24 protein-coding genes and 1 tRNA gene are annotated in these 23,085 nt (G+C 48.8%); 5 read left to right on the plus strand and 20 right to left on the minus strand.

From position 1 onward, the window contains the following. The first annotated feature begins 124 nt into the window (after nt 1-124). Together PRU_RS12255 and PRU_RS12260 are read left to right on the plus strand one after the other, a co-directional pair. Nucleotides 125-607 (plus strand): radical SAM-associated putative lipoprotein, encoded by a 483-nt coding sequence (locus PRU_RS12255; protein WP_013065127.1) that lies wholly within the window; start codon nt 125-127, stop codon nt 605-607. Then, complete coding sequence (locus tag PRU_RS12260; protein ID WP_013063320.1) at nt 607-1,692, plus strand: TIGR04133 family radical SAM/SPASM protein; 1,086 nt, start codon at nt 607-609, stop codon at nt 1,690-1,692. The genes PRU_RS12255 and PRU_RS12260 overlap by 1 nt, the downstream gene beginning before the upstream one ends. On the opposite strand, the gene PRU_RS15900 is transcribed toward PRU_RS12260, so the two are convergent. The 17 genes from PRU_RS15900 to prmC all read right to left on the minus strand — a co-directional run bounded on the left by PRU_RS15900 (nt 1,637) and on the right by prmC (nt 14,509). After that, nucleotides 1,637-1,870, minus strand: a complete 234-nt coding sequence (locus tag PRU_RS15900; protein ID WP_074683907.1) for a hypothetical protein — start codon at nt 1,868-1,870, stop codon at nt 1,637-1,639. The two genes, PRU_RS12260 and PRU_RS15900, sit on opposite strands and share 56 nt — an antisense overlap. After that, on the minus strand, nt 1,867-2,679 hold the full coding sequence (murQ, locus tag PRU_RS12265) for an N-acetylmuramic acid 6-phosphate etherase (RefSeq protein ID WP_013064770.1): 813 nt from the start codon (nt 2,677-2,679) through the stop codon (nt 1,867-1,869). The genes PRU_RS15900 and murQ overlap by 4 nt, the downstream gene beginning before the upstream one ends. A 7-nt stretch (nt 2,680-2,686) precedes the next feature. Continuing rightward, complete coding sequence (locus PRU_RS12270; RefSeq protein WP_013063294.1) at nt 2,687-3,481, minus strand: glycoside hydrolase family 16 protein; 795 nt, start codon at nt 3,479-3,481, stop codon at nt 2,687-2,689. Nucleotides 3,482-3,485: 4 nt separating this feature from the next. Further along, nucleotides 3,486-3,887: an acyl-CoA thioesterase gene (locus tag PRU_RS12275; RefSeq protein ID WP_091860938.1), complete on the minus strand. Its 402-nt coding sequence runs from the start codon at nt 3,885-3,887 to the stop codon at nt 3,486-3,488. Next, nucleotides 3,881-4,573, minus strand: a complete 693-nt coding sequence (locus PRU_RS12280) for an HAD family hydrolase (RefSeq protein WP_013064195.1) — start codon at nt 4,571-4,573, stop codon at nt 3,881-3,883. The genes PRU_RS12275 and PRU_RS12280 overlap by 7 nt, the downstream gene beginning before the upstream one ends. Further along, the gene (locus PRU_RS12285) at nt 4,570-4,986 is read right to left on the minus strand and encodes a Fur family transcriptional regulator (RefSeq protein WP_013064318.1); all 417 of its coding nucleotides are present in this window, start codon (nt 4,984-4,986) and stop codon (nt 4,570-4,572) included. The genes PRU_RS12280 and PRU_RS12285 overlap by 4 nt, the downstream gene beginning before the upstream one ends. A gap of 30 nt (nt 4,987-5,016) precedes the next feature. Next, entirely contained in the window at nt 5,017-6,558 is a 1,542-nt protein-coding gene (locus tag PRU_RS12290; RefSeq protein ID WP_013064866.1) for a YifB family Mg chelatase-like AAA ATPase, read from the minus strand. Between the two features lie 2 nt (nt 6,559-6,560). Beyond that, nucleotides 6,561-7,562: a TlpA disulfide reductase family protein gene (locus PRU_RS12295; RefSeq protein WP_013064023.1), complete on the minus strand. Its 1,002-nt coding sequence runs from the start codon at nt 7,560-7,562 to the stop codon at nt 6,561-6,563. A 3-nt stretch (nt 7,563-7,565) separates the two neighbouring features. Next, nucleotides 7,566-9,227 carry a tetratricopeptide repeat protein gene (locus PRU_RS12300; protein WP_013065241.1) on the minus strand — a complete coding sequence of 554 codons (1,662 nt, stop codon included), beginning with the start codon at nt 9,225-9,227 and terminating at the stop codon, nt 7,566-7,568. Nucleotides 9,228-9,252: 25 nt separating this feature from the next. Further along, a tRNA-Leu gene (locus PRU_RS12305) sits at nt 9,253-9,338 on the minus strand. Nucleotides 9,339-9,399: 61 nt separating this feature from the next. Continuing rightward, nucleotides 9,400-9,948 carry a hypothetical protein gene (locus PRU_RS15445; RefSeq protein WP_013063079.1) on the minus strand — a complete coding sequence of 183 codons (549 nt, stop codon included), beginning with the start codon at nt 9,946-9,948 and terminating at the stop codon, nt 9,400-9,402. Continuing rightward, nucleotides 9,945-11,276: an argininosuccinate lyase gene (gene argH / locus PRU_RS12315; protein ID WP_013065001.1), complete on the minus strand. Its 1,332-nt coding sequence runs from the start codon at nt 11,274-11,276 to the stop codon at nt 9,945-9,947. The genes PRU_RS15445 and argH overlap by 4 nt, the downstream gene beginning before the upstream one ends. Before the next feature lie 22 nt (nt 11,277-11,298). Then, nucleotides 11,299-11,730: an SRPBCC family protein gene (locus PRU_RS12320; protein WP_041386218.1), complete on the minus strand. Its 432-nt coding sequence runs from the start codon at nt 11,728-11,730 to the stop codon at nt 11,299-11,301. A 50-nt stretch (nt 11,731-11,780) separates the two neighbouring features. Then, nucleotides 11,781-12,413 (minus strand): orotate phosphoribosyltransferase, encoded by a 633-nt coding sequence (pyrE, locus tag PRU_RS12325; protein ID WP_013064235.1) that lies wholly within the window; start codon nt 12,411-12,413, stop codon nt 11,781-11,783. A gap of 62 nt (nt 12,414-12,475) precedes the next feature. Then, nucleotides 12,476-13,174 carry a ComF family protein gene (locus PRU_RS12330; protein ID WP_013064833.1) on the minus strand — a complete coding sequence of 233 codons (699 nt, stop codon included), beginning with the start codon at nt 13,172-13,174 and terminating at the stop codon, nt 12,476-12,478. Beyond that, complete coding sequence (locus PRU_RS12335; protein WP_013065454.1) at nt 13,161-13,652, minus strand: regulatory protein RecX; 492 nt, start codon at nt 13,650-13,652, stop codon at nt 13,161-13,163. Before PRU_RS12335 ends, PRU_RS12330 begins: the two co-directional genes overlap by 14 nt. After that, on the minus strand, nt 13,649-14,509 hold the full coding sequence (prmC, locus tag PRU_RS12340; protein ID WP_041386220.1) for a peptide chain release factor N(5)-glutamine methyltransferase: 861 nt from the start codon (nt 14,507-14,509) through the stop codon (nt 13,649-13,651). The genes PRU_RS12335 and prmC overlap by 4 nt, the downstream gene beginning before the upstream one ends. Nucleotides 14,510-14,563: 54 nt before the next feature. Between prmC and ribD the strand changes: the two genes are divergently transcribed. After that, nucleotides 14,564-15,487 carry a bifunctional diaminohydroxyphosphoribosylaminopyrimidine deaminase/5-amino-6-(5-phosphoribosylamino)uracil reductase RibD gene (gene ribD / locus PRU_RS12345; protein WP_013064304.1) on the plus strand — a complete coding sequence of 308 codons (924 nt, stop codon included), beginning with the start codon at nt 14,564-14,566 and terminating at the stop codon, nt 15,485-15,487. Here ribD and PRU_RS15735 read toward each other — a convergent pair whose 3' ends face one another. Beyond that, complete coding sequence (locus tag PRU_RS15735) at nt 15,488-16,342, minus strand: DUF559 domain-containing protein (RefSeq protein ID WP_013064769.1); 855 nt, start codon at nt 16,340-16,342, stop codon at nt 15,488-15,490. A 51-nt stretch (nt 16,343-16,393) separates the two neighbouring features. Beyond that, nucleotides 16,394-18,178, minus strand: a complete 1,785-nt coding sequence (argS, locus tag PRU_RS12355) for an arginine--tRNA ligase (RefSeq protein ID WP_013065554.1) — start codon at nt 18,176-18,178, stop codon at nt 16,394-16,396. Between the two features lie 143 nt (nt 18,179-18,321). Between argS and PRU_RS12360 the strand changes: the two genes are divergently transcribed. Further along, the gene (locus PRU_RS12360; RefSeq protein WP_013064407.1) at nt 18,322-19,272 is read left to right on the plus strand and encodes an ABC transporter substrate-binding protein; all 951 of its coding nucleotides are present in this window, start codon (nt 18,322-18,324) and stop codon (nt 19,270-19,272) included. Continuing rightward, entirely contained in the window at nt 19,269-22,292 is a 3,024-nt protein-coding gene (locus PRU_RS12365) for an ATP-binding protein (protein WP_013065144.1), read from the plus strand. Before PRU_RS12360 ends, PRU_RS12365 begins: the two co-directional genes overlap by 4 nt. Here PRU_RS12365 and PRU_RS12370 read toward each other — a convergent pair whose 3' ends face one another. Continuing rightward, nucleotides 22,293-23,081: a Cof-type HAD-IIB family hydrolase gene (locus PRU_RS12370; protein WP_013063540.1), complete on the minus strand. Its 789-nt coding sequence runs from the start codon at nt 23,079-23,081 to the stop codon at nt 22,293-22,295. Between the last annotated feature and the right edge of the window lie 4 nt (nt 23,082-23,085).

The following is a 23,085-nucleotide window of genomic DNA, read 5'->3' on the forward strand; positions in this document are numbered from 1 at the left end:
TTCAGGTTGCAAAATTATACAAAAAATCGTTAATTCTACGCTTCTGGATGCAAGATTTGCCGTTTGTTCAAGTTATTTAAGAAAAAACTCATACTTTTGTATCCACTTTAAACAAAATCGAACAATGAAAGTAAGATTCAATCGCTGGTACAACACCATCCTCACAGCCCTGCTGTCGCTGTTGGGCTATGGTTGCTCATCAGAGAATTCGATGGAGATGTACGGTCCGCCTATACTCATGTATGGCGTTCCCTCGGCCGAGTATAAGATATCGGGCACTGTTACCGACGAGGGCGGCAAGGCCGTAGAAGGCATCAAGACATCAGTGAAACAAGTAACAAACTATGAGGGCAAGCCCATAACGTTTGCCATCGACTCTGTACTGACTGATGCCAACGGCCACTACGATATGACATCAACCCACTTCCCCCAAAGTCCGGAAATCAAGTTGATTGTTGAGGATGTGGATGGCGATACCAATGGTGCCTACCAGAACGATACCATCGACATTAACTACAACAACGCCCAGAAGGTAAAAGATGGCGAAGGCACTTGGAACAACGGCACTTTTACGATTAAACAGGATATTAAACTGAAGAAGAAATAATGAAGCCAACTCCCCTTACCCTTCGCAAAAAGTTAGCTTTAGAACTCTGGCGACAGAAGGAAGAAATGGTACGCAAGGAACATCCCCTGAAACAACTGTTCTGGGAGTGTACGCTACGTTGCGACCTCAAATGCAGGCATTGTGGTAGCGACTGTAAGATGAAGTCCGACAGTAGGGATATGCCTAAGGAGGATTTCCTGCGTGTTCTCGATGGAATCGCTAAAAAGACTGACCCTCACAAGGTGTTTGTCATCATATCGGGTGGCGAACCGCTGATGCGTCAAGATATTGAGGAGTGCGGCCGTGCGATATACGACAAGGGATTCCCCTGGGGAATGGTTACCAATGCGCTGCATCTTACACCCCAGCGCTGGCAGAATCTGCAACGTGCCGGTATCCATTCGATGGCCATCAGTCTGGATGGCTTAGAGGATAACCACAACTGGATGCGCGGCAACACACACAGCTTTCAGATGGTGAGCAATGCCATCGATATGCTGGTAGCCACCAAAGGGTTTGTGTTCGATATCGTGACCTGCGTAAACCGTCGTAACTATACGCAGCTGAACGACATTAAGGAATTCCTGATTTCAAAAGGTGTACAGCGCTGGCGATTGTTTACTGTTTTTCCAGTAGGTCGTGCGGCTCTCGATCCTGATATGCGCCTAACCAACGAGCAGTTTCGCGGGGTGTTTGATTTTATTCGTGAAACAAGAAAAGAAGGACGCATCCGTGCCGATTATGGTTGCGAGGGATTTCTGGGCAACTACGAAGGCGAGGCCCGCAGCAGGTTCTTTAGCTGTCAGGCCGGCATTACCGTAGGCTCAGTGATGGCCGATGGCTCGATAGCTGCTTGTGCCAGCATACGTGCCGACTATCATCAGGGCAACATCTACGAGGATGACTTTATGGAGGTTTGGGAGAACCGCTATGCCCCCTATCGCAATCGCGAATGGATGCGCAATGGCGAGTGCAAGGACTGCAAATACTTCCGCTATTGCCAGGGCAACGGCATGCACCTACGCGATGCTAACGGCGAACTTCTGCTGTGCCATCTGAAGCGCTTACAGCAGGCTGCTGATTAACTCCTATAGAATCGCTCTCAGCATTTCTGAAAGCTACACTTAGACTATCTGCCATCTCCTCACGATAGTCACAAGGTTTTGTACCATAACAAGCAGTAAACACAAATGCCACAGAACTGAAACCCAGCAGCGTCAGCATCTTGTTAATGGCCTTAAGTTTAAACATCTTTATATTCATAGTTTTTGTTTTAGTACAACATCAACGCTCCCTGCAGCTAATAATCTCTGACGGGCTTCGTCGTAACTGATACCGAGTTCGTCGGCAATCATGCGGGTGCCTCGGTCTATCAATTTCTCGTTAGTAAGCTGCATCTTTACCATACGATTACCCTCTACACGCCCCATGCGAATCATCAAGGCAGTAGAAATCATATTCAGAACCATCTTTTGGGCAGTACCGCTCTTCATACGGCTGGAACCAGTTACAAACTCTGGGCCGACAATCGTCTCTATGGCATACTCAGCGGCAGCAGCCAAAGGCGTATGAGGATTGCTGGTAATACAACCTGTAAGCAAACCCTGCTTACGAGCTCCCTTGATGGCACCAATCACGTAAGGTGTGGTACCAGAGGCTGCAATACCTATCACCGTATCATCGGCGGTAGGCTGATAGCGCATCAGGTCGTTCCAACCCTGCTCCTTATCGTCCTCGGCACGCTCTACAGCGCGTCGTAAGGCCTCGTCGCCACCAGCAATCAAGCCTATCACCCAATCGGGCTGTACACCAAAAGTTGGTGGCAGCTCGCTGGCATCAAGCACGCCTAAACGACCGCTGGTGCCCGCACCCACATAGAACAGTCGGCCACCGCGTTTCATTCTTGGTTCGATGGCCAGCACCAGTGTCTCTATCTGCGGCAGCACGCGTCCCACAGCCTCGGCTACCAACCTATCCTCCTGGTTGATGCTCCTCAGCACCTCGCCTACCTCCATCTGCTCCAGATGGTCGTAATGCGAAGCCTGCTCTGTGATCTTATCTTCAATCCTCATGTGCGTATTATTTTTTCTGGTACACACGTACATAATCAATCTCGTAACGCATAGGGAAGGCAGCGTTATCGATGGTACCACCATTATCGCCACCTAAGGCCAGGTTCAGAAGGATATACTGCGGACGGTTGAAGGGATTGGTATATTGGCCAATCTTACCGTTCTGCGTGCTACTGAGAGGAATCTCGTTCAGCAGCTCATCATCCAGATAAAGTCGGATAGCCATTTCGTCCCAGTCCATACGCCATATATGAAAATGCTGGGCCCATGCAGGGTCTTTCTCTGTAAAATGGGTAAACGGTGTTTTCTTGCTATTCCACACAGCCTTGTAAGGCTGGTCGTTACCCCAACAGGCATTGGCTAAGATATGAGGCACTCCATTGATACGGTAATACTCCATCAAATCAATCTCGCCACACGAGGGCCAAGGCATGTCGTTGCCTAACGTCCAGATGGCAGGCCAGGTACCACCAGCGGTTGGGATGCGGGCGCAAACCTCCAGTCGTCCGTACAGGAAACTGTACTTACCTTTGGTATTTAAACTGGCCGATGTATAGGGAATACCCTCACGACCAGTTTCCTGGCGAGCCTCAATCACCAGCATACCATTGTGCAGGTAGGCATTATCTGCCTGATACCACTGAGCTTCGTGGTTACGCACAAATCCCTGCTCATAGCCCCAGATGGTGCTATCAGGGCGCCCGTTACCATCAAACTCATCGGCAAAAACCAGCTGATACTCCTGTGCCACAAGGGGCACAGCAAGCATACCAAGCAGCAACGACAGTAAAACCTTTCTCATACCATTAAATAAAGTCTTTGAAAGCCTCGTCGTACTCAGGACTATTGGCCAGGCGACCGTTTACCAGGCATACAAGCTCGATATCGCCTTTCCACGACAGCTTCTCATCGCTGGCACGATAGATGGCCTGATGGAATACGTACTTGATGCCCTCCTTGGTGAGCGAGAGGCGTGAGATAAACTCATCGTCGCATCGGAGTGGCGTCTTATACTGCAAGTTCATACGAGCCACAACGGCATCGATACCCTGCTCGTGCAACGCAGCAAAGCTAACGCCCAGACTGCGAAGAAACAGGTGACGGGTGTGCTCAGCATAGTGCAGATAGTTGGCATTGTTTACGATGCCCTCGATATCGCACTCGTAATCGCGCACCTCCATGCGGGTTTCGAAAATATAGTTCATAATAGCTTCAATATTTCGTTGAAATGGGTAATCTTTGTCAGTCGTGGATGCACGATATCCTCAGAGTGCTCCAACTGCCAGGTAACGTGGAAGGGGATATGAATGGCCCAGGCACCGATATTGAGTGCAGGAGCGATGTCGCTCTTCAGCGAGTTACCCACCATAAGGAACTGTGAGGGCTGAACCTCCAGACGCTCACAGAGCTGCGAGAACTCTGTTTCGGTTTTATTGCTGGTGATTTCTACATGTGAGAAATACTTATCCAGATAGCTGCGATACAGCTTATTCTCCTGATCCTGCAACTCGCCTTTGGTAAACACCACAAGACGATAGGGATAGGCCTGCAAACGCTGCAATGTTTCCTCTACCTCAGGCAACGGTGTGGCAGGCAGATGCAACAGCTGCTTGCTGTGCGCCAGCAACTCAGCCAGTTGGGTATGTGATAAATGTGCGCCACCAACACGGAGCGCTGTTTCTATAATCGAAATAGTGAAAGCCTTGCAGCCATAGCCCAAATCGGCCATATTTCCCGATTCGGTAACAAACAACTCGTGGGCAGGGTCGTCGCAATAAGGCGCAATCAGGTCGTAGAGATGTTTCTCTACTTCCTCGAAATGACTCTGACAATCCCACAAGGTATCATCGGCGTCGAAAGCTATCACACGGAGATTTCTAACGTCTATCTTCATTTCTTACAATGTGGACAAGTTCCTTTAATAATATAATTAGATGTATGGGCCTCAAAGCCCTCGGGCAGTTCTACCTTAGGCATCATAACGCCATCCAGACAGTAGGTCTGCTGGCACTGCTCACAGTAGAAGTGGGGGTGCACATCATCATCGTGATCGTCGTGATGACTATGGCAGAGCTCAAAACGCTGACCATCCACAGCGCCATCAATCACATGCACCAGATGGTGCTCACGGAAAAGCTGCAGCGTACGGAAAATGCCCGATTTATCGATTGTATCGATTCGGTTCTGCAGCTCGGCCATGGATTGTGGCAGCATGGAAGCTTCGAGCGCCTTTACCACCGTAATACGGTTGGCGGTGGGCTTGATGCCATGCTCTAAAAGCAGTTGTTCGTAATTCTTAGTATCCATAAGCTATACTTGTATGATAAAAAACCTATTTCATCGTTCGCTCCAATCGCCACGATCCAGATTGCGATAGCCGATAGCCTCAGCAATATGGTGACTCTGCACGCGCTCTGTACCTTCGATATCGGCAATGGTACGTGCCACCTTCAGAATGCGGTTGTAGGCACGCGCACTCAGATGCAGGCGCTCCATAGCCATGCGGAGCATATTCAGACTGGCCTCGTCAGGCTCACAGAACTGGTGAATCATGCGCTCCGACATCTGCGCATTGCAATATACACCCTTGAACGCCTTAAATCGCTCTTCCTGACACTTACGGGCGGCAATCACACGGGCACGAATCACCTCGCTGGGCTCGCCCTGCTGCATCTGCGACAGCTGGTTGAAGGGAACTACCGGCACTTCAATATGCAGGTCCATTCTGTCGAGAAGCGGACCGGAAATGCGGTTCATATAACGTTGTATCTGTCCTGGCGTACATACACAATGGTGCGTTGGGTCGCCATAATAGCCACAAGGGCAGGGATTCATCGAGGCCACAAACATAAACGAGCAGGGGTACTCGATGGTATATTTAGCACGACTGATGGTAATCTTTCTATCCTCCAATGGTTGGCGTAGAACCTCGAGCGTAGCACGCGAGAATTCAGGTAGCTCATCACAAAAGAGCACCCCGTTATGGGCCAGACTCACCTCACCAGGCTGCGCTTTCTGCGTACCACCCGTCATGGCCACCTGCGAAATAGTGTGGTGCGGACTGCGGAAAGGGCGCTGCGAAATCAACGAGGTTCCACTGGGCAGGATGCCTGCTACAGAGTGTATCTGAGTAGTTTCCAAACTCTCGGCCAACGACAATGGGGGCAGGATACTTGGCAAACGTTTAGCCATCATCGACTTACCGCTTCCTGGGGGACCAATCAGTATCACATTATGTCCACCAGCAGCAGCCACCTCCAAAGCACGCTTTACGCTTTCCTGACCACGCACATCGGCAAAGTCGAGATCAAAGGCGTACTGGTGGTCGTAAAACTCCTTACGTGTATCAATAATGGTAGGTTCGCAATTCTCGGCACCATTCAAAAAGGCAATCACATCAGCGATATTCTCCATGCCGTACACCTCAAGCTGGTTTACCACAGCCGCTTCGCGCACATTCTCCTTGGGAACTATCAAGCCCTTAAACTTCTCTTTGCGTGCACGGATGGCTACCGACAGCACACCGCTTACGGGTTTCAGTTTGCCATCCAGGCCCAGCTCGCCTACCATCATATAATCCTTCAGTGCATCTTCTGCTACCTTGCTGTAGGCAGCCAATATACCAATAGCCAATGGCAAATCGTAGCCACTACCCTCTTTACGGATATCGGCAGGACTCATATTAATTGTCAAATCGGCTGTTGGGGATTTATAACCAATATTCTCGATAGCTGCGCGAATACGGTCGTAACTCTCTTTTACTGCGGTGTCGGCCAAGCCAGACAAGTGGAACGAAGTGCCTCTTGCCAGATTAACCTCGATGGTTATGGTGGTTGCTTCGAGTGCGGTAACGGCTGCACTATAGGTTTTAACAAGCATTGCTATTCGATTAATTCCTTGATTTTATCGTTAAGTTTTTGATAATCCAACGTACGGCCTACTATCTTTCCTTGACCGTCTATCACAATGTTGTCAGGCAGATAAGTCATACCCAACTGTTGCAGGATTGGCGATTCCCACATGCGCCCATCGCAAACGGTGCTCCATCTAACGGAGTCGCGATTCACAATTTGCTGACAGTCCTTTACGCTGCCATCCACGCTGATGCTCACTACCTTCAGCTTGCCTGGGTTTTCGCGCTGTAGGCGTGCCAACAGTCCCTGAATGCTCATACTCTCGTAGTTCCACGAGGCCCAGAGACTGATTACATTTACCTTGGCATTCAAGTCGGCCGACGATACTATCTCGCCTTTCAATCCTTTGGCCGAGAACGAAGGCAGATGTGCGCCCTGTTTCACGGCGCGTAAGGCACCTAACTTCTTCAAGAGGGCAGCCACCTCCTTATTATCGGGCTGGGCCTTCATAATCATATTACCCAACTTCTGAATATTATCATAGTCGGGGTTAGGTACCATTACAAAATATTTGGTAAGCAGATAGGTGCAGATAGGCGACTCAGGACGCTCGTAAATGTACTGCGTGGCCGTGCCTTTTACACCTGGTGGCATCATCGCACTGGTCTTCAGGCGGAATGCCGTCATTTCTTTGTTGATATTGGTGCCCTTAACTTCGGTTTCCTTCAGGTGCACAGCGTCGCCTTCCATAGTGATGGTAACGCCAGGCTCAGCAAACACAGGAATCTCAGAGAAGTTAGGGAACACCACGATGAGTGTAGTAGGTTCGGTGATGTCGGCCTTGTAGGTAAACTCACCCCTACTCACTCCGATGGTATCCAGTTTTTGGGCGCCATTAAGCCCATAGACGTAGAGTTCTCCTTGATTGAAGCCCTTAAAACTGCCCTCTATCTTAAACTTCTTCTGGCCATCGCCACAAGAACACAGTAAGAATGCTGCTACAAGAGCAAGGAGACACGTCTGTTTCATTATTTATTTCTCAATATTCTTCAGTTCGATATCGTTAGCTGCATACTTAGCAAAAGCAGGATCCTTCTTGATAGCCTCCTTCAGTGCCTCGGCAGCATCGGCATTGTTACCCATACGGGCACTCATCAGCGCCTTCAGATACTCTGACACAGCATCAGGGTTCTTGATGTACTTCAGAGTAACAGCAGCCGATACGTAATCGTGGTTCAGGATCTGAGCCAGCACAGCGCTGTTTGAGTAAACCTCTGCAAAGTTCTCCTCAGCCTGAGCATAGTTACCCTTAGCCAGGTTCAGGTTACCCATAATCTCAGCCAGTCCGTTAGCATCGGTAGCAGCAGCGATATAACGCTCAGCAGTAGCTACGTCGCCATCCTTCAGAGCCAGAAGTCCAAGGTTTGCATTAGCCTCAGGAACGTTTGTTGCCTTCTGCAGATACTGCTTGGCAGCCTCGTAGTTACCCTGCTGGTACTCGATGGTAGCCAGGTTGTTGTAAGCACGATAGTCGTTAGGATAAACCTTAGCGGCAGTCATGTAAACCTGCTTCTTCTCATCGGCATTAGTCTTCAGAGTAGCACCATACAGAATCTCCTCGATGCTCAGCTTGGTAGCATCGTCCTGGAGCTGCTCCAGAATCTGCTCGTCGCTACGTCCGATTGTCTCGTAGTTGATAGTGAGACGGGCACGACGCAGTTCAGGCAGAACGCCATCAGCCAACTCGCGGAAAGCAGTTGAGATATTCTTGATCTGCTGCTCACGCTCCTGTGGATCCTTATACATAGAGAGCACGCGCAGGATAACCTCCTTATCCTGGATGTTGCTAGCCTTTACCAACTCCTGGAATCCCTCCCAGTCCTGAGCGGTGTACTTAGCATCAACAGGAGCATCGAGCTTAATCTTCTTGAGCTCCTGGTTTACATACTTCTCAGAAACCTTCTGACGCTCGCCAGCCAGCTTATCGTTAATGCTGAAACCACCATCAGGTGAAGCATAGGCCGATACCTCGATGTTGTCGAGATTCAGCTTCTCGCGATCGTTGTTAATCTGCTTGAGCATACGAACAAACTCCTTAACCGAGTTATTCTTGAGCTCGCTCTTGCGCAGCTTAGCCTGCTGGATGAGGAACTTAATGTTAGCATCCAACTTCTTCTTGGTGATACGCTGATAAGCATCGGGAGCCACAGCAGCCTGAGTGGTCAGGATAGTCTGCTTGTAGAGCTCAGAGGTAGCGATAACGCCATCGGCCACCTTAACGGCAGGCACCTCCATCTTCTTGTTACCAATGCGGGCATCGAATGTAAGGAACATCTCAGCCTTGTTGTCGCCAGCGTAAGCAAAGCTGGTCTTCATGGTGTAGTTACCACCCATCTTGTAGTTGATGGTCTGGTCGTTACCACGCACGCTCTCGCCCTGGAAAGTGGCGGTGGTACCCTTCTCAACCACACCATTTGAATAGCGCAGTTCGGGCACGACTGTAACTACAGCCTTCTTTTTCATATACTTCTCGGGGAAATGGCCGTTGATAGTTGCAGGAACGGCACCTTTTTGAGTCTCGAGTGGATTTGGTGTTACGGTGAAGTTATCTGCTGATAATTCGCCAAGTTTTGAACACGATGTAAACATCATCAGCGTAGCTGCTGACAGTAATAGAATTTCTTTTTTTTGCATAAAATAAAGTCTCAGTATTGTTGTGTGCCGCGAGCGGGACTCGAACCCGCACAGCCGTTTAATGGCCAAGGGATTTTAAGTCCCTCGTGTCTACCATTTCACCATCGCGGCGCCTTTTTTGCGGTGCAAAGGTAAGTTTAATTATTGGAATCACCAAACTTTTTATCTTTTTTTAATTCCAAACCCTCAGAATACCGCCATCTAAGCTCACTTTATACCTGTAAAGTGCTATTCCTGCGTTACCTTCGGCCAATACACCGTTGTTCACATTGTATGTTCGGTTGCATTTGCTACAATGCAGATACAGACCGCTATTCTGCCATGTCAGCGGATAATTTCGTCCGCCCAGTTCCTTCAAACAGTTGGCACACTGACCCTCGTAAGCCACCAGTATATTATCATAGCTGCTCACCCCCACAATAATGCAGTTGTTGGCGCCTAACGCATAAGTCTGTCGCGATTCGCGCTCAGTATTCAGACGAATATCTTCGGTGGCGCCATCAAAATTACGTGTCGTCTTCAGGTGGCGCACGCCTTGCTGCACACTCGTCTCAATCTTCATAAACTGCCCAGGGGTTGAGAGCATAGCCGTTAGCTGGCAAGGCAGGGGATGCAACGTAGGATCGAACACAAACCTACACTCGTACTCGCGATAGATATTCTCATCGCCCACACAAGCCATCAGCAAGGTGCAGAGTAAGAGTGTCAGACAGCGTTTCATGCCAACAGTTTCTTTTCGGCCTCGGTCATACGCTCAAAGTTAAAGCCCTTCAGCGTCTGCTCCATCAAAGCCTGAATCTGGTCGTTGCACAGATTGCCGATGCTACCCTCGTGGGTGTGGTGGATATCATGACTGGCCTTAAACTGACCTGCCTCGATATCAAGACCGACCTTTTTATAGGCATCGCGGAATGGCATGCCATTAGCAGCCAAGCGGTTCACCTCCTCAACCGAGAACATCGGATCGTACATGGGGTTATCAAGAATATGCTCGTTAACCTCAATCTTATTAATAATGTATGCGCACATCTGCAGACAGTCCTTCAGTTCGCCAAAGGCAGGCAGGAACACCTCCTTGATAATCTGCAGATCGCGGAAGTAACCTACAGGCAGGTTGTTCATCATCAGCATAATCTGCTGGGGCAGCGACTGCAGCTTGTTCGACTTGGCACGGATCAGCTCAAACACATCAGGATTCTTCTTGTGCGGCATGATGCTCGAACCTGTGGTACACTCCTTGGGCAACTTAACGAACGAGAAGTTCTGCGAGTTGAACAAGCAGGCATCGAACGCCATCTTAGCGATAGTTCCTGCAATAGTAGCGATGGCAAAACCTACGTTACGCTCCATCTTTCCGCGTCCCATCTGGGCATATACCACATTATAATCCATCGAGTCGAAGCCCAACAGATTGGTGGTCATCGTACGGTTCAAGGGGAACGAACTGCCATAGCCAGCAGCACTACCCAAGGGATTGCGGTTGGTCATCTTATAGGCAGCCTGCAGGAACAGCATATCATCGGCCAAACTCTCGGCATAAGCACCAAACCACAAGCCAAAGCTTGATGGCATGGCAATCTGCAGATGGGTATAGCCAGGCATCAGCACATCCTTGTACTGATTACTCTTCTGGATGAGCTCATCGAAAAGACTTTTCACCTCGTCGGCAATCTCCATCAACTCATGACGTGTAAACAACTTCAGATCTACCAGCACCTGATCGTTACGCGAGCGACCTGAGTGAATCTTCTTACCCATATCGCCCAACTTACGTGTCAGCAGCATCTCAACCTGCGAGTGTACATCCTCCACATCGTCTTCAATCACAAACTCACCACGCTCAGCCAGGTGATAGATGTTCTTCAGCTCGGCCAGCAGCTGGGTCAGTTCGTCCTTCTCCAGCAGTCCGATGCTTTCCAACATGGTGATGTGGGCCATAGAGCCCAGCACGTCGTACTTAGCCAGATAGAGATCCATCTCGCGGTCGCGACCAACGGTAAAGCGCTCTATCTCCTTGTTGACTTCAAAATTCTTTTCCCAGAGTTTCATCTCTTAATTCTCAATTTTCAATTTATTCGTAGTGTACCATTGCAAGGGCCTCGGCAATCTTCTCAACGCCTTCCTGCAAAGGTTTCTCTACCATGCTTTTGATAAATGGGTTCAATTCGGCCTTTACCGTTACCTTCATTTTCGATGAGTTCTCATCTACAGGCAGCACCTGTACCCATACGTTGAAGGGAACGGGACTCTGAACCGTTTCGAACTTTACGCACTTAGGCTCTTCGCGATCGCAGATACGCAGTTTCAGTTCGCCTACAGGAGCCACATTAAGGCTCACGGTGTCGGCATCAAAACTAAATCCCTGTACCTTATCCTCGGGCACACGGTCGCGTACCTTCTCCAGATTGGTCAGATCGCTGATATTGTTGTAAACAGCCTGCTGCGAGTAAGGAACCAGCTTCACGCTGCTCTCAAACTTACTTTCTCCTCCGAATAATCCCATGGTTTACATTAAAGATTAAAGATTAAACATTAAAAGATTAAACATTAAGATTAATCCTGTTTCCAGGTATCAGGACTCTTACGCCACTCAGCCAGAACGGCCTTGTCCTCTTCCTTAATATAACCAGTCTTGGCAGCCTCTTCAATCACTGCCTCATAGTTGCTCAGTGTAATCAGTTTCACGCCAGCCTCGGCAAAAGCCTTCTCAGCTACAGGGAATCCGTAGGTAAACGAAGCTACCATACCAATCACCTCAACACCATAGTCGCGCAGTGCCTGAACAGCCTTCAGACTGCTCCCGCCAGTAGAAATCAAATCCTCTACTACAACCACCTTGGCACCTTTCTTAATCTCGCCTTCTACCTGGTTGCCCATACCATGATCTTTTGGCTTTGGACGAACATAGCTGTATGGCAAGCCCAGCTCCTCGGCTACGAGTGCACCCTGTGCAATAGCACCAGTGGCCACACCTGCAACAGCCTCAGCCTCAGGGAAGTTCTCCTGAATAGCATGACAGAGCTCCAGCTTTACAAACGAACGCAGACGTGGGAACGAGAGCGTCTTACGATTATCAGTATAAATAGGTGACTTCCAACCCGAAGCCCATGTAAACGGGTCGTTTGGCTGCAACTTGATGGCCTGAATCTCCATCAGTTTCTGGGCAAATTGATTCTTGATTTCCATAACGTTATTCTGTATTTTGGGTGCAAAGATAGTGTAAATCAAGCGAATAACCAAATTATTACCTATCTTTTTGTATAGCCAAGTGCCAGAACACTTATCTTTATGCCACCATTCAGGGCTATTTGCTTAGCACAAGCGGTTACAGTAGCGCCTGTAGTCACCACATCGTCAATCACCAGCAGGTGTTTTGCCCCTGCAGGAATCTGGTTCAGCGCAAACATCTGTTCCACATTCTCAGCACGGCTCCATCTGCTTTTCTTGGTCTGACTCTCCACAAAATCCACACGCCGCACCACATCGGTCAAAACAGGCAAACCTGTAATCTCGCTGATACCTTGAGCAATAGCATCGCTCTGGTTATAACCACGCTGGCGCAAACGTTTCTTAGCCAATGGTACAGGTACTATGCCATCGATTCCATCGAAGAATCCCGCGCCTTGCATCTCTTTAGCCAACATACGTCCAAGAATCACACCTACCTCGGGGTGATCCTTGTATTTAAGCTGGTAGATCATGTTGGCGGTATCAGAATGGGCTTCGTAGTAAAAATAGGCGGCAGCACGCTCGATAGGAATTAGATGCCAGAAGCTTTTCGCCATCTCATTATCATAGGGATCAAGCCAAAAACCGGTACGAGGCAGATGAAAGTGACATTTCATGCAAAGCACCTCTTCGGTAGCCGACAGTCGGCGACCGCATATCACACAAGTGCGTGGCGAAATAAAATCCAGTAATCGTCGCCAGATACTAATCCATTTCATCGTCAATATCCATCTCTTCGTCAACATCCAGGCATTGACGAATGATACCATAGTCGAAGCCACGACTCAAGGCGAAGCGAACCAGTTTCTGATTCAACTCATAATCGTTGGCGGCTTTAATGCTTTTGCGTTTCTGTTTCAACAGCGGCACCAGCACCTTCAGGTACTCCTCATCGTCGATTTCATCGAGCACCCGCTGCTGTATATCATCATCTATACGCTTCATCCAGAGTGCCTGCTGCACCTTGCGTCGACCCCACTTGTTATAGCGCACCTTATCTTTTACAAAAGCACGGGCATAACGTTCATTATCAATATAGCGCTCTTTGGTAAGACGCTCTACCACACGGTTCTGCGCCTCAGGAGCCATTCCCCAACGCTTCATCTTATCACGCATCTCCTGCTCGCAGTGTTCGGCCTGTGCACAGGCAGCCGCTAACTGCAGGTAAGCCTCTTGTTCTGTTTTCTCCTTTGTCATGCTTTAGTTGCTTTTATAAATCTTGTTTTGCCGTATTGGTCGTCAATCTTCGCAATATCTACAAAGCCCAAAGTCTGCAGATTTTCTACGATGGAATCGGCATAAATGGGATTAATTTCGTAATATAATCGTCCTCCCTGCTTTAAGGCCAACTTGGCATAATGCATGATATGACGATAAAACAGTAACGGATCATCGTCGGGCACAAACAGGGCTGTATCTGGTTCGTATTTCAGCACATTTTCCTCCATTTCATCGGCTTCCTTCCGACAGATATAAGGTGGATTACTAACGATTACATCCCACCTGTCGGCCTCTGTCTCTAAAGCCAAGGCATCATGTTTCTCAAACTTCACATCAGCCCCAAGCGCCTGGGCATTATGCCGAGCAATGGCCAGTGCCTCGTCAGAGATATCCCAAGCTGTAACTTTAGAGTCGGGAATATCCAATGCCAATGTAATAGCAATACAGCCGCTACCGGTACCTATATCCAGCACAGAACACCCCTTTAACTTCCCTTTATCTTCTGCTAACTTCCCTTTAAATTCCTCTCCGATTAAATGGCATAATTCGGCTGTTTCTGGACGAGGAATCAGCACACCAGGAGCCACATAGAACTGGCGACCACAGAAGTCGGCCACACCCAAAACATACTGCACAGGCTCGGCTTTTTCGAGTCTTTGCATGATTTTTTCGAGTTCTGCTTGGTCGTTTGCCGATAATTGTGTAACTTTGCCACAATAAATATCGGCCGTTGACAGACCGAAACGTACATCAAGCACCCAACGGACAAGGGCTTTCGCCTCGCCGGCATCGTAAATCTTGCAAAGTCTTTGGCAAAGTTCTTCGTAATTCATGGTGCAAAAGTACAAAAAAGTAGTGAATAGTGAATAGTGAATAGTAAAAATAATATGATAGACGACAAAAAATTCATGCAACGCTGCATTCAGCTGGCAAAAAACGGACAGCTGAACGCTAAGCCCAACCCCATGGTGGGCGCAGTTATTGTACATAACGGCCGTATTATTGGCGAGGGTTACCACGTGCGCTGTGGTCTGGCTCATGCCGAGGTAAACGCTTTTGCCTCTGTACGAGCAGAAGACGAGGCCTTGTTGCCCGAATCAACCATCTACGTATCGCTTGAGCCCTGCTCACATTATGGTAAGACGCCCCCTTGCGCCGACTTGATTATCGAGAAAGGTGTGCGCCGTGTGGTTGTAGGATGTATCGATGAATTCGCCGAAGTTCAAGGTCGAGGCATCCAGAAACTACGCGATGCAGGCATCGAAGTAGAGGTAGGCGTACTCGAGGATGAATGCAAGGCATTGAACCGTCGTTTTTTCACATTCCATCGCGAAAAACGTCCTTATATCATCTTGAAATGGGCACAGACCGCCAATGGTTTCATCGACGATCATCACCAGCCCGTACAAATCTCAAGCGACTTTACCAAGATGCTTTCGCACAAACTGCGTGCTGAGGAGGATGCTATTCTAGTGGGGCGCGTTACCGATGAGCGCGAACATCCGCAGCTGAATGTACGCGAATGGTACGGACCTGATCCCAAACGTATGGTGATAGACCGTGCTCACCCGCTGAACCTCGAGAGCTTGCATGCTCAGAATATCCAGTCGATTATTGTCGAAGGCGGTACCGAAACGTTACAATCCTTTATCGTGCAAGGTCTTTGGGACGAGCTACGTGTTGAAACCAACACATCACTGACCGTTAGCGATGGTACGCGTGCACCACAGCTGCCTGCTAGCGCCCAAGTGGCAAGCAGTCATATCTACGGTAAAAATGTGATTGTGGTTTATCAGCGAAAATACAGATAGTTATTTTCTACCAAAATCGGCAGGTACCTCACCCCACTTCTGTGTTTCCCATTTTATGATGGGATTACGGTACTGGTGGGTACGCAACCAGTTCTCGGCTCTTGCAATAATTTGGAAGAGCTGTTCGGTTTGTGGGGTGCGTTCAAGTGTAGTTTTACATTTGCCTTTCGACACCCATAGAATGGCATTATAACTATCCGAATATATGGTTTTATCGTGCCATCCCTTTTGCCAACAAAGTGCCAAGGCATGCACAATAGCCAAGAATTCACCGATATTATTTGTGCCTTTTACAGGACCAAAATGAAAAACCCTTGCGCCTGTAGTCAGATCAATACCCTGATACTCCATCGGTCCAGGGTTTCCGCTACAAGCAGCATCTACTGCAAAAGCGTCTGCCCTTACAGCCTCCCCCAACCCCCTCCAAGTAGAGGGGGCTTTAGGTGAATTCTGTACCTTTTTCTTATCCGATGGTATAATTTCCATAAGTGCTTTCTTAATGTTCCTAAGTACCTCTTGCGTATTTGCGACTACCTCCTCGTTCGTAAAACGAATAACAGTAAAACCGCTTTTCTGCAAATCCTCTGTCCTACTCTTATCCTTTACTATCTGCTTGTCTTCAAGGTGATACTGACCGTCTATTTCTATTACTAACTTCTTATGCAAGCAAACAAAATCTACAATATAATCCTTGATGATATGCTGCCTTCTAAACTTATGCCCATCAATACTTCTTGATTTTAGGATCTCCCACACGATACTTTCAGCCTCTGTAGGATGACTCATGTTGTAATCTGCATAAGCCCTTAGCAAGTCGTAATTGGCATTATCAGCCGTTTCATAAATATAGGTCATCTCACAATATGATTAAGCCCCCTCCCTTTGGAGGGGGATGGGGGAGGCTTTTTACATACGCTCAGGAACTTCGATGCCCAGCAGGCTCATACCGTTCTTGATAATCTTGGCCACATTCTTAGCCAGCATCAAGCGTACGGCCTTCTTCTGCTCATCGGGTTCGTTCAGAATGCTGTAATCGTGATAGAACTGATTGAACACCTTGGTGAGCTCGTAGCAGTAGTTAGCGATACCACTTGGTGAGTAATCCTTACCAGCCTGCTCTACAGCAGCACCAAACTCGTTCATCTTCTGAACCAGCTCTACCTCCTTCTCAGCCAGATCAACCTGAGCATTAGCAGGCTTCAAGCCCTCAGCCTCGGCCTTACGCAGGATCGAACGGATACGAGCGTAGGTGTACTGGATGAAAGGACCAGTATTTCCGTTGAAATCGATACTTTCCTCGGGGTTGAACAGCATGTTCTTACGAGCATCAACCTTCAGGATAAAGTACTTCAGGGCACCCATACCAACCACACGAGCAATCTCACGGCGCTCCTCTTCGGTCATATCGTCGAACTTACCCAGCTCCATCGAGGTCTTGTAGGCATCCTCTACCATCAGTGCCATCAGGTCGTCGGCATCAACAACCGTTCCCTCACGACTCTTCATCTTACCGTTTGGCAGTTCTACCATACCATATGAGAAGTGTGTAAGCTCCTTACCCCACTTGAATCCTAAGCGATCCAACAGGATAGAGAGTACCTGGAAGTGGTAGTTCTGCTCGTTACCTACCACATATATCATCTTATCGATAGGATAATCCTTGAAACGCATCTCGGCTGTACCGATATCCTGAGTCATATAAACCGAAGTACCATCGCTACGCAGCAGCAGCTTCTGGTCGAGACCCTCGTTAGTCAGGTCGGCCCAAACCGAGTTGTCCTCGTGGCGCTCAAACAGGCCCTTAGCCAAGCCCTCTTCAACCTTAGCCTTACCCTTCAGGTAGGTCTGACTCTCGTAATAGATCTTATCGAACGATACGCCCATCTTCTTGTAGGTCTCGTCGAAACCGGCATATACCCAGTTGTTCATCTTCTCCCACAGAGCGCGTACCTCGGGATCGTTGTTCTCCCACTTAACCAGCATCTCGTGAGCCTCCTTAATCAGTGGAGCCTCCTGCTTAGCCTTCTCCTCGTCCATACCCTGGGCTACGAGTTCCTTCACCTCCTCGCGGTAGTGCTTATCGAAAGCTACGTAGTAGTCACCAATCAGGTGGTCGCCCTTCTTGCCCGATGTCTCAGGAGTCTCGCCGTTGCCGTACTTCAGCCAAGCCAGCATCGACTTACAGATATGAATACCGCGGTCGTTCACGATATTGGTCTTCACCACCTTGTTACCATTGGCCTCCATAATCTGTGCCAAACTCCAACCCAGCAGGTTGTTACGTACATGGCCCAGGTGCAAAGGCTTGTTGGTGTTAGGCGAAGAGTATTCGATCATAACCAGAGGCGACTCGTCGGTAACCTGCTTCATGCCGAAACGCTCATCCTTATCGATAGCATCGAGCAACTGCAACCAGGCACCATCGCCAACGCTCAGGTTCAAGAAACCTTTTACCACATTAAACTTCTCAACAGCTGCACAGTTAGCAGTCAGGTATTCACCAATCTCCTGTGCTGTCTGCTCCGGACTCTTCTTGGCAGCCTTCACAAAGGGGAATACCACCAGAGTCAAGTTACCCTCAAACTCACTTCTTGTCTTCTGCAACTGCAGCATCTTCTCTGTGGCATCCATGCCATAGAGGGCCTTTACTGCCTCGCCTGCAGCCTTGCTGATTAATGCTTCAATATTCATATCTTTCGATTTTTGGGTGCAAAATTAATAAAAATATATGGAAATTAGATACTTAGTGTACAAAAAGTTACATCTTTGTACAAAAAAAACGCACATAGTTTAAAACTTTTTTGTATCTTTGCGCCCGACGAGAGAGAAATAGAATGAGACATAGCCTTAAACATATCACCATGGTCTTTGCTGTGATGCTGGCCTTACCAGTAGCGGCAAAGGGTGAAAGATTTGTGTTTACTACCATCTGGACGGCGCAGGCACAGTTTGCCGGCTATTATGCCGCCAAAGAGAAAGGATTTTACGACGAAATGGGCCTGGATGTGATTATCCAGCACCCTTCGCTCACCAGTTCGGCCTCCAACCGCTTGAAGACCAACCAGTGCGACGCAGCCATGTTTTCGATGATGTCGGCCATGGACTTCATTGCCCAAGGCACACCACTGGTAAACATCTTTCAGGACTCCATGAACAGCAGTAACATTTTAGTTTCGCGCTGGGGTGCTGATCCGTCAAAGATGAAAGGTCAACGTGTGGGCATCTTCAATTCCGACCCCAACTACCTAACCTTTATAATGAGTAAGAAGGAAGGCATGAATTACGAGTGGGTGCGTTTTACCAGCGACATCAACGTGTTCCTGTCGGGTGCCGTAGATGCCACTATGGTAGTGAGTTACAACGAGTTCTGCCAGCTGAAGCAGGCCGGATTTAATCTCCCCGAGAGAAGTTTGTATCGTTTTAGCGATCACGATTATAACATACAGGAAAACGGCGTTTACGTAAAACGCCAGTATTACAACACCCACCGCAGCACCGTGGGTAAGTTTGCAGCCGCCAGTCGCCGTGGCTGGGAGTGGGTAGCCGCCCACCCCGACGAGGCCTTGGAGATTGTCATGAAGTATGTACGCAAGAACGGTATCCACACCAACCGCGTGATGCAGAAGATGATGCTCGAAGAGGTGTTACGCCTGCAGATTGATCGCGAGTCGAAACGCCGCGAGTTCCGTGTACGTGCCGATATGGTACGAAAGGCCAGTAAGATGATGTTCGAAGCCGGCATGCTGAAACGCGAAGTAACCTATAAAGAACTGATTGGCTTATGAAAAAGCACCCTTGGATAGCAGCTGCCTTTGGTGCAGCACTCGCACTGTTGCTGGCAGCAGTACTCATCTATAGTCGCCAGATTATACAGCAGCAGGCGATGGACGATGCCGTAAAATCGCTACAGCAGGTCATGGAGCGTACCGACCGTCATCTGCATCAGATAGAGGCCGCTGCTGACAGTCTGATTCCAAAGATTGAACAGCATATCGACCAGCCCGACATGATGTTTGCGTATAGCAGAGAGTTGCTGAAGCAGCACCCCGACCTGAAAGGCTGCAGCATCTCGTTCGATCCCTATTTCTATAAAGAGAAAGGTCAATATTTCTCGGCTTACTCGTATAAAAAAGGTAACCACATCGTAACCGAACAGGAGGGTAACGACAACTATCAGTATTTTTATATGGACTGGTACGTTATCCCACGTATGCTGTACCACTCGTACTGGATAGAGCCGTTTGCCGAGAAGAGCACCAGTGGTATTGTGGTTAATGATATTATGACCTCGTACTGCCAGCCCATACAAGGTGGCCCCGATAAAACAGTGGGTATCCTCTCGGCCGATGTGCCACTGAGCTGGCTGGCCGATCAGATAGAAAACTATCAGCCCATGCCCAAATCGTATTGCATGCTGTTAGGTCGTGGCGGCTCCTACATTGTTCATCCCGACAGCACCCGTCTGCTGTACGAAACCATTTTCACCTCTACCATCGAGCATCCCGACACAGCCCTTACCTCATTGGGCCGTGCTATGACCGATGGCGAAACAGGTTACAAGTCATTACGACTGGATGGCGTAGATAGTCATGTATTCTACATGCCGTTCCGCCAAACAGGTTGGAGCATAGCCCTTGTATGCCCCAACGAGGTTATTCTCAGCAACTATCGCCTGTTGCTTTATTTCCTATTGCCACTAATTCTATTATCCATTATGCTCATGTTCATGCCTCTATGGCGCTTGCTGTTCCGCCGACGCCACTTTGCAGCCGTGCTGCTACCCTTGCTTGTACTAACTGCCACCTCGTGCCACAACAACCAGCCGAACAAACAAGAAGCCTCGGACCAACCCAGCCCCGAAGAAAAAGCCAGCGACAAAATTAGAGAACAGCTGGACGCGTACGAGGGCAACCGCTGGTTCCAAGTACTCGACAGTTTGGAACAGGCAGGCAAGATAGCCACCTGCCAAGCCGATTATTTGAGGGCATCGAAATACGACGAAATGGAGCAGTTCCGTTCTGCCTTGATTTTCTACAACAAGGCCATCGAAGGCGACAAATTATTACACATCGACAATGCACAATACTACGATGCCGTCATGGGATTGAGTACTATCTACCTGAATAACGATAACAATGTAGAGCTTGCCTTGGGAACTGCCACAAAAGGACACGAGACTGCCAGTAAGGATAGTACCCTCATTGGACAAGACCATACAAACCAGTTCATCATGGAAATTGGCATGTGTCAAATGCGATTGGGACGCAACGACGAAGCAGTACAAACCTTTGAGAATGCCCGTCAGGGGGCCGAACAGCTAGCACAACGCTATCCACAAAGTCCCCGTTGCCAAGAAAGTTGCATACTGCTTGCCGCAAATATCATCAATTATTACATGAACATAGGCTGGTTCGATCGCGTAGAACCTTGGCTCAATATGATGGAGTTGGCACTTGAACGCTACGCCGCCACCAATGCACCTACACAAAAATACAGCAATTATCTGGCCACTCTTACTGGCGACAAAGCCATTATGTGGGCCATGACGGGGCATCCTGAAGAAGCCGAAGCCGCCTATCAGAAATTTCTATCCACCGATTATGCCAAATCTTTCCGTGGCGTATACGATCAGGCCTTTTATCTGGAAATGACCGAACAGTGGGAAAAACTGCTTTCTATTGCACTTCGTATAGATTCCGCCGAAATAAAAGAAGGCGTAACGCCTACCATCGACTATTTGATAACAAGCCCATCAACCTTATTTAAAGCGATGCTGAAAACTGGTCGAAAGGAAGAGGCTTTACAAAAAGCTGATCAAATTATCAATTTACTCGATACGGTTAAAGCCGTCCAACATCGTAGCGATGCCGAGGAGTTGGCTGTAATATACGAAACACAACAGAAAGAAGAAGAGATTGCCGCCCAGCGAGCCTCACTCAACAGTCAGCGCATGCAGGCCATCGTAGTAGTGGTACTGTTGCTGTTGATATTCTTGGGTGTGCTGTTCGAGTTCTATCGCAAACTGCGCCGTGCCCACACGCTGCTTGAGATTAGCTATAACAACCTGGTGATAGCCAACGAACGCGCCGAGGAATCGTCAAAGATGAAGACCAACTTTATCCGTCAGATTTCGCATGAGATACGTACGCCACTGAATATCCTTAGTGGTTTTACACAGATTATCACCATGCCCGATATGAAGCTCGACGAGGCTACCCGCACCGATATCAATCATAAGATTGTGGAGAATACCGACCGTATTACCGGTCTGGTTAACAAGATGCTGGAACTGAGTGACGCCAGCAGCCAGGCCGTTATCGACCGCACCGACAATGTGCTGGCCGTACAGATTGCGGCACAGGCCACCGATGCCAGCGAGGTTGCCAATGCCAAGCACCTGAAGTTCGACTTACAGGTTGGCGACGCCGAAGGCGCGGTAACCATCACCACCAACGAGCAGGCTGCTACCCGTGCGCTTACCATGCTGCTTGATAATGCCCGTAAGTTTACCCGTCCGGCCGAGGCTAAGAATGAAAAACAAACTGAACAGCAACAGGTTACGCTTACACTCAAAAAGACTGATAGCACCATCGAATTCATCGTTGAGGACACAGGTGTTGGTGTGCCCTTAAGCGAAGCAGAACATGTTTTTGATGAGTTTGTACAGTTGGATGAGTACTACGAGGGTACAGGTATCGGACTTACCGTAGCACGTTCGTTGGCACGCCGACTGGGTGGCGATGTGGTGCTCGATACCACTTACACCTCGGGTGCCCGCTTTGTCATGACGTTGCCTTTGGCCTAACTAAATCAAGCCAAAGTGCTGCAGGGCCTTGCGCACACCCTCATCGTCAACCGATGCAGTAATGTAGTCAGCCTCAGCTTTCAGTTCGTCGATGGCATTACCCATGGCTATGCCCACACCAGCCTTGCGCACCATGGTACTGTCATTACCGCCATCACCAAAGGCCATGGTATGGTCGGGATTCAGACCTAGATGTTTGGCCATAGCCAGCAGTCCCTCACCCTTATCAGCACCTAATGCGGTTACATCGGTAAATGCCGGATGCCAGCGCCCTGAGGTACAGCCTGGCACGCGTGCCATCAACTCTGCCTCATAATCCTTACTAAAGAAAGGTGTTATCTGCATAATACGCTGCTGTAGCACCTCCTCTACAGGCTTGGCTTTATCCAGATTCTCCACCGCTAAATGCTGACGGAAAATCTCATCCACCTGTCCCTGCGGGTCGAGCACAGCCACATCCTTTTCGCCAACCACTATCACACCATAGTTCTTTTCTATGGCATCATCCACTATCAATCGGGCCTCGTGTGGCGGAATACTCTTACATGCCACTACCTCATCGCCTACAAAACAGTAAGCGCCATTAGTAGTTACATACCCGTCGATCAGGTGCTCGATAGCACCCAGGTTGGTTATGATAATAGGTGGGCGCCCGGTAGCTATAAACACCTTGTGCCCATTGGCCTTGGCCTGTGTAAGTGCCAGGATGGTAGAAGCGGGAATCTGGTGTGTCTCGAAACTCACCAGCGTACCGTCGATATCAAAGAATAATGCGTAACTTGTCTGCATATAT

Origin of the sequence: Xylanibacter ruminicola 23, from assembly GCF_000025925.1 — a bacterium.
Lineage (GTDB): Bacteria > Bacteroidota > Bacteroidia > Bacteroidales > Bacteroidaceae > Prevotella > Prevotella ruminicola.

What these genes read in the sequence shown, in the direction of transcription:
- PRU_RS12255 (WP_013065127.1), top strand. Translation starts at nt 125, where the DNA reads ATGAAAGTAAGATTCAATCGCTGGTACAACACCATCCTCACAGCCCTG.
- PRU_RS12260 (WP_013063320.1), top strand. Translation starts at nt 607, where the DNA reads ATGAAGCCAACTCCCCTTACCCTTCGCAAAAAGTTAGCTTTAGAACTC.
- PRU_RS15900 (WP_074683907.1), bottom strand. Translation starts at nt 1,870, where the DNA reads ATGAATATAAAGATGTTTAAACTTAAGGCCATTAACAAGATGCTGACG.
- murQ (WP_013064770.1), bottom strand. Translation starts at nt 2,679, where the DNA reads ATGAGGATTGAAGATAAGATCACAGAGCAGGCTTCGCATTACGACCAT.
- PRU_RS12270 (WP_013063294.1), bottom strand. Translation starts at nt 3,481, where the DNA reads ATGAGAAAGGTTTTACTGTCGTTGCTGCTTGGTATGCTTGCTGTGCCC.
- PRU_RS12280 (WP_013064195.1), bottom strand. Translation starts at nt 4,573, where the DNA reads ATGAAGATAGACGTTAGAAATCTCCGTGTGATAGCTTTCGACGCCGAT.
- PRU_RS12285 (WP_013064318.1), bottom strand. Translation starts at nt 4,986, where the DNA reads ATGGATACTAAGAATTACGAACAACTGCTTTTAGAGCATGGCATCAAG.
- PRU_RS12290 (WP_013064866.1), bottom strand. Translation starts at nt 6,558, where the DNA reads ATGCTTGTTAAAACCTATAGTGCAGCCGTTACCGCACTCGAAGCAACC.
- PRU_RS12295 (WP_013064023.1), bottom strand. Translation starts at nt 7,562, where the DNA reads ATGAAACAGACGTGTCTCCTTGCTCTTGTAGCAGCATTCTTACTGTGT.
- PRU_RS12300 (WP_013065241.1), bottom strand. Translation starts at nt 9,227, where the DNA reads ATGCAAAAAAAAGAAATTCTATTACTGTCAGCAGCTACGCTGATGATG.
- PRU_RS15445 (WP_013063079.1), bottom strand. Translation starts at nt 9,948, where the DNA reads ATGAAACGCTGTCTGACACTCTTACTCTGCACCTTGCTGATGGCTTGT.
- argH (WP_013065001.1), bottom strand. Translation starts at nt 11,276, where the DNA reads ATGAAACTCTGGGAAAAGAATTTTGAAGTCAACAAGGAGATAGAGCGC.
- PRU_RS12320 (WP_041386218.1), bottom strand. Translation starts at nt 11,730, where the DNA reads ATGGGATTATTCGGAGGAGAAAGTAAGTTTGAGAGCAGCGTGAAGCTG.
- pyrE (WP_013064235.1), bottom strand. Translation starts at nt 12,413, where the DNA reads ATGGAAATCAAGAATCAATTTGCCCAGAAACTGATGGAGATTCAGGCC.
- PRU_RS12330 (WP_013064833.1), bottom strand. Translation starts at nt 13,174, where the DNA reads ATGAAATGGATTAGTATCTGGCGACGATTACTGGATTTTATTTCGCCA.
- PRU_RS12335 (WP_013065454.1), bottom strand. Translation starts at nt 13,652, where the DNA reads ATGACAAAGGAGAAAACAGAACAAGAGGCTTACCTGCAGTTAGCGGCT.
- prmC (WP_041386220.1), bottom strand. Translation starts at nt 14,509, where the DNA reads ATGAATTACGAAGAACTTTGCCAAAGACTTTGCAAGATTTACGATGCC.
- ribD (WP_013064304.1), top strand. Translation starts at nt 14,564, where the DNA reads ATGATAGACGACAAAAAATTCATGCAACGCTGCATTCAGCTGGCAAAA.
- PRU_RS15735 (WP_013064769.1), bottom strand. Translation starts at nt 16,342, where the DNA reads ATGACCTATATTTATGAAACGGCTGATAATGCCAATTACGACTTGCTA.
- argS (WP_013065554.1), bottom strand. Translation starts at nt 18,178, where the DNA reads ATGAATATTGAAGCATTAATCAGCAAGGCTGCAGGCGAGGCAGTAAAG.
- PRU_RS12360 (WP_013064407.1), top strand. Translation starts at nt 18,322, where the DNA reads ATGAGACATAGCCTTAAACATATCACCATGGTCTTTGCTGTGATGCTG.
- PRU_RS12365 (WP_013065144.1), top strand. Translation starts at nt 19,269, where the DNA reads ATGAAAAAGCACCCTTGGATAGCAGCTGCCTTTGGTGCAGCACTCGCA.
- PRU_RS12370 (WP_013063540.1), bottom strand. Translation starts at nt 23,081, where the DNA reads ATGCAGACAAGTTACGCATTATTCTTTGATATCGACGGTACGCTGGTG.